Origin of the sequence: Streptomyces adelaidensis, assembly GCF_016598475.1 — a bacterium.
In the GTDB taxonomy this organism is placed as follows: Bacteria; Actinomycetota; Actinomycetes; order Streptomycetales; family Streptomycetaceae; genus Streptomyces; species Streptomyces adelaidensis.
The window spans coordinates 1-5,146 of the sequence record NZ_JAEMUX010000177.1 but is presented as its reverse complement, the minus strand read 5'-3'; the positions used below and the strand labels follow the sequence as shown (position 1 = coordinate 5,146).

General features: G+C 68.4%; 4 protein-coding genes and 1 pseudogene. 1 reads left to right on the top strand and 4 read right to left on the bottom strand.

The features are described from left to right. Both I8N67_RS40835 and I8N67_RS40830 read right to left on the bottom strand, forming a co-directional pair. Positions 1 to 470 (bottom strand): annotated as a pseudogene (locus tag I8N67_RS40835) (regulator); the annotation flags it as partial. Positions 471 to 486: 16 nt separating this feature from the next. Next, positions 487 to 762 carry a hypothetical protein gene (locus I8N67_RS40830; RefSeq protein WP_307835524.1) on the bottom strand — a complete coding sequence of 92 codons (276 nt, stop codon included), beginning with the start codon at positions 760 to 762 and terminating at the stop codon, positions 487 to 489. Positions 763 to 940: 178 nt separating this feature from the next. Between I8N67_RS40830 and I8N67_RS40825 the strand changes: the two genes are divergently transcribed. Next, positions 941 to 3,307, top strand: coding sequence for a tetratricopeptide repeat protein (locus I8N67_RS40825; RefSeq protein ID WP_307835523.1), 2,367 nt, complete (start codon positions 941 to 943; stop codon positions 3,305 to 3,307). 19 nt (positions 3,308 to 3,326) lie between these two features. On the opposite strand, the gene I8N67_RS40820 is transcribed toward I8N67_RS40825, so the two are convergent. After that, positions 3,327 to 4,163: a carbohydrate ABC transporter permease gene (locus I8N67_RS40820; protein WP_200309369.1), complete on the bottom strand. Its 837-nt coding sequence runs from the start codon at positions 4,161 to 4,163 to the stop codon at positions 3,327 to 3,329. Between the two features lie 6 nt (positions 4,164 to 4,169). Beyond that, on the bottom strand, positions 4,170 to 5,060 hold the full coding sequence (locus I8N67_RS40815; protein ID WP_200309368.1) for a carbohydrate ABC transporter permease: 891 nt from the start codon (positions 5,058 to 5,060) through the stop codon (positions 4,170 to 4,172). Positions 5,061 to 5,146 lie beyond the last annotated feature (86 nt).

The window sequence follows — 5,146 nt, the reverse complement described above, 5'->3', positions numbered from 1 at the left end:
CCCTCCTCGACCGGCGCGACCAGGTGGGTGGTGGCCAGGGCTTCCAGCAGCGACAGCGCGGCGTCGGCGTCCAGGTCGGCCAGGGCGGTCACCGCCTCCGTGGTCGTCTCCGAGCCGGGGGCGAGGCACAGCAGGCGCAGCAATCGGGCCTGGTCGGGGGGAAGCCGGCGATACGAGGTCTCCAGTACAGGTCGGAGGACGAGTGAGCGGCCGTACAGGTCCTTGCCCGGACTGCCGTTGTCGAATACGACGGTCGGGTCCTCGGCCTTCTTGAGGTCGGCCACCAGTGAGGTGATGGCTCGGTACCGGGGGCGGCGGAGCAGCGCGGCGGCGATCTGGAGGGCGAGGGGCAGGTGGCCGCAGAGGGCGGTCAGTTCTCGCACGGCGTCCGGGTCCCGTGCCGGGCGGTCGTCGCGTTCGTCCCCGTCATGCAGCGCTCGGGTGATGAGGGCGACGGACTCCTCCGGATTCCGCGTACTTGATCGACTACACCACCTGGCGGGACGCCACCAAGAGCAGCACCTCCGGGCGGAGCCAGCCGACGATCTGTGTGGTCAGCGCGGCGGTGTTCACCGCGCCCTCGCCCAGTTCGGCGATCGCCACGGTCCAGGACGTGCCCTCGATCCGGCCGCGCTCGACGCGGGTCCCGTTGTCGTGGACGAGTTCCTCGGCGCCCGTGAGGTGGGCGCGTATGGCGTCGTACTCCACCGGCAGCGCGGTGAGGATGACAGCCGTTGTGGGGTGTGTGTCGGTATGGGGCACCTGTCCAAGGTACTGCCAAGTCAGCGGTACGGCGGGGTGCTGGCCTGCGCTGCCCTCGTACTCGGCGCCTGTGGCGTCAGGTCGGCGAGACCAGCGCGAACTCACCTCCGCAGCCGTACCGTTGACCTGGTGTCACGGTGCGGAGCGGCGGGGAACGGACGGGCATATGGAAGCGGCTTTGCTTGCGGCTCTGGCGGACGGTTCGGGCGGGGACGTCGGGCGCCTGGCGGTGGAGGAACTGGCCCGGGTGATGGGGCGCGATACGGAGGCATCCGCACAGGTACTTGCGGAAGCGGCGGGGCGGGCGGACCTGCGGGAGGCGGTACGGGCCTGGGGTGCCAACGTGGGGGAACTGCTCGCCAGCGATCCGGCGGCCGCGTGTGCCGTGGCGGCGGCCATGGAGCGGCATACCCCGGGGAGCGGCCTGGCCTGGTACGACGGCGACCACACCGACTTCCGAGGCGGGGTCTTCCTGGACAAGGTGATCGGCGTCCAGATCGTGGTGCAGCAGACCGGGGCCGCCGCGCCCGAGGCCATGGCCTCGCTGCCGCCGAGGCCCGGCGGGTTCACCGGCCGTGAGGAGGAGACGGAGAAGCTGCTGCGCGTGCTCGACCCGGTGAACGTACCCGCGACACCGGGCTCTGTGGCGGTCGTCGTCACGGCTGTGTCCGGTCTCGGTGGCATCGGGAAGACCGCGCTGGCTGTGGAGGCCGCACATCTGGCCCTGGAAGGCGGTTGGTTCCCGGGCGGGGTGCTCTGCATCGACTTGCATGGGTACGACCAGGAGCCTGTCACCGCCGACCAGGCACTTCAGTCCTTGTTGCGGGCGCTCGGGGTCCCGCCGAAGCACATCCCTGTCACCGCCGATGACCGTCTGACCCTCTACCGTTCCAAGCTCGTCGAGCGTGCGCGGAGGGGCGGTGCTGTGTTGCTGCTGGCTGACAACGCGTCACGTCCGGACCAGATTCGGCCGCTCCTTCCGGGCGACACCCGTCACAGGGTCCTCGTCACTTCCCGCGACCGACTGCCTCAACTCGGCGCCCGGCTCGTGCCTCTGGAACAGCTCGCCCCCGAGGCCGCGTGTGAACTCCTCGACCTCGCTCTGCGGATAGCCGACGAGAGCGACCGCCGTATAGCGGACGATCCCGACGGGGCCGAGCGACTCGCCGCCCTCTGCGGACACCTGCCCCTGGCTCTCCAGATCGCTGCCGCCCTGCTGGCCGAGGACTCGGGCATGTCGGTCACGGAACTCGTCGGCCAGCTCGCCAAGTCTCGTGACCGGCTCGACCCCCTCTTTGACAGTGACCGCAGCGTCCGCGCCACCTTCGATCTGTCCTACCGGCGGCTACCGTCCGAGCAGGCCCGGTTGCTGCGCCTGCTGGCCCTCGCACCAGGGCCTTGGGTGAGTGGCGAGGTCGCCGCCGCGCTGATCGGTGCCGATGAGCCTCCGCTGCAGGACCTGAGGGAGCTGGCCCGTGCGCACCTTGTGGATCGGGGGAGCGGGCGTGGGCGATGGCGGTTGCATGACTTGGTGCGGGCGTACGGTATGGGTGTGGTGGCGGGGGATGAGGTGTTGCGGGAGGAGGGGGACGCGGCGCGGGAGCGGGTGCTGGAGTTCTATCTGCCGTGGGCACGAGCGGCCGATGAGAGGTTGCAGTGGCTGCAGGGGGCGGTGGAGCCGGAGCGGTTCGCCACCCGAGGGCAGGCGCTGGCGTGGTGTGAGAGGGAACGGCCGGCGCTGGTGGCGGCGGCCCAGTGGGCGCGGGAGAAGCGGTTCGCGGTTGCGGCCGTGGAACTGGCCGAGCGCATAGGGGAGTTTCTGGCTTGGCGGCGGTACTTGGACGACTGGATCACTGTCACTGGTGCGGCGAAAGAGGCCGCGCAGCGTTCGGGGAACCGCGTGGGCGAGGCCATCGCGTGGAACAACCACGGCATGGCCCTGCGCAGGGCGGGCCGGGTGAAGGAGGCGATCGACGCCCTCACCTGTGCCCGCGACTTGCACCACATGGCTGGGGACCGTCAACGAGAGGCCGACACGTGGAACAGCCTCGGCATCGCCCTGGTAGATGTGGGCCAGTTGGGCGAGGCCATCGACGCCTTCACCCGTACCCGCGACCTGCACCAGACCACCGGGGACCGCAATGGGGAGGCCACGGCGTGGAACAGCCTGGGCCTCGCCCTGGGGCGGGCGAGCCGGGCAGGGGAGGCGATCGACGCCCTCACCTACGCCCGGGATCTGTGGCGGGCGGCCGGGGACCGCCATGGGGAGGCCGCTGCGTGGAACAATCTCGGTGTCGCCCTGTGGGATGCGGACCGGAGGGCGGAGGCAGTCGAAGCGCACGGCAGGGCCTTGGAGATCTTCCAGGAGTTCGAGGACTGGTACGAGATAGGCCAGACTCTTTACAACTTGGGCCTCGCCCACGAGGACACCCACCGTCCTGGTGAAGCTCGTCACCACTACCTCGCGGCAGACGATGCCTACACCCGCGCCAACGCTCTGGACCTGGCCGCCCAAGTCCGCGCCCGAGCTGAGGCCCTGAAGTAGCGCAGCGGCCTCCCTCCCCTCACCCCTTGACCGCCCCACCCAAAGCAAACCCCCCACCCAACCGCCTCGCCACCCCCACATACAACAAAATCACCGGCGTCGAGTAAATAACCGAGAACGCCGCCAACTGCCCATGAACAACCGTCCCCCGATTCCCGAAGAACTCATTGATGCTCACCGCCGCCGGCATCTGTTCCGGCGTCAGCAGCAGCATGAACGGGACGAAGAAGTTCCCCCACATCATCACGAACGAGAAGACGGTCACTACGGCGACCCCCGGCCCCATCAACGGCAGCACGATCCGCACCAACGACTGAAGCGACGACGCGCCGTCCGTCCACGCAGCCTCCTCCAGCTCCCTTGGCACCCCGTCCATGAAGTTCTTCATCAGCCAAATGGCGAACGGCAATTGTGAGGCCGCGAAGAAAAAGATCGTGCCCTGCATGGTGTCGATCAGATTCACCTGGACGAACAACGCGTACACGGGAACCATGATCGCGGTGATCGGAAGGCTCGTCGCGAACAGAATCGTCAGGAGGAACGGACGGTTCAGGCGGGACCGGAACCGCGACAGCGGATAGGCGGCGAGGGCCGCGCACACCACCGTCAGGGCGGTGCCCCCGCCGCAGAGCAGCAGGCTGTTGAGCAGCGGGGTGAAGGTGATGTCCGGGGTCAGGACCGCGTCGAAGTTGTCGAGGGTCACGCCGTCCGGGACTTTGACCGTCAGGTTCGCGTGGGGGTCCACGGAGGACAGGAGGACCCAGGCCAGGGGGAGTACGAAAGCGGCGGCCACGACCAGGAGGCCGGCGTCGGCGGCCAGGCGGTGGGTGGTGCGGCGGGAGGTGGGGGAGGTCATCGGGGGTCACACCTCCGTTCGCAGCAGCCGTAGATACACCACGGAGAAAAGTGAACCCACCACCAGAAGCAACAGCGCCACCGCCGTGCCATAACCGATCATGCTCTTCTGGAAAGCCTCCTCGTACATGAACAACGGGAGTGTTTGGCTCTTGCCGCCCGGGCCGCCCCTCGTCATCACCCAGATCAAACCGAAGACCGACAACGTCTGCAGCGTGATGAGCATCAGATTCGTGCCGATCGAACGGCGGATCATCGGGAGCGTGATGTGCCACATCCGGCGCCATCCGCCCGCGCCGTCCACCTCCGCCGCTTCCGTGATTTCCTTCGGGATCTCGTTCAGGGCCGCTGAATAGACCAGCATCGAGAACGCCGTTCCCCGCCAGACATTCGCGAACGACACCGCCAGGATCGGGAGCGTGTACAGCCAGTTCTGGGTGGGGAGATGGAGCCAGTCCAGGACGGCGTTCAGGGTGCCCTCGCGGCGGAAGAAGGCGTAGAGGAGGAAACCGGCCACCACCTCCGGGAGTACCCACGCCGTGACGACGATTCCCCCCACCAGCGTGCGAACCGGTTTGGACGCGCGCTGCATCAAAGCCGCAAGCGCCAGGCCCAGCGTGTTCTGGCCCAGCAGCGCCGATACGACTGTGAAGACCAGGGTCAGCCAGACCGCGTTGAGGAAGGCCTCGTCCCCGAATGCCGTGCGGAAGTTCTCGAAGCCGATGAACGAGTCCTCGGCCTGGCCGGTGAGTTGGAGGTCGGTGAAGGCGATGTAGGCGCAGTAGGCGATGGGGCCGGCGAGGAAGAGGAGCAGGAGGATCGTGGCGGGGGTGAGGGGGAGGGCTCGGCTGAGTGCCCGGAATGCGGAGTGGGGCGATCCCGCTGTCGGCCCCTTCATACGCGGGCGCTCATTCCTCGATCACCTGGTCGTCCGTCGCCGCCTTCAGCTCCTCGTCGTAGTTCTTCGCCGCCTCCGCCACTGAG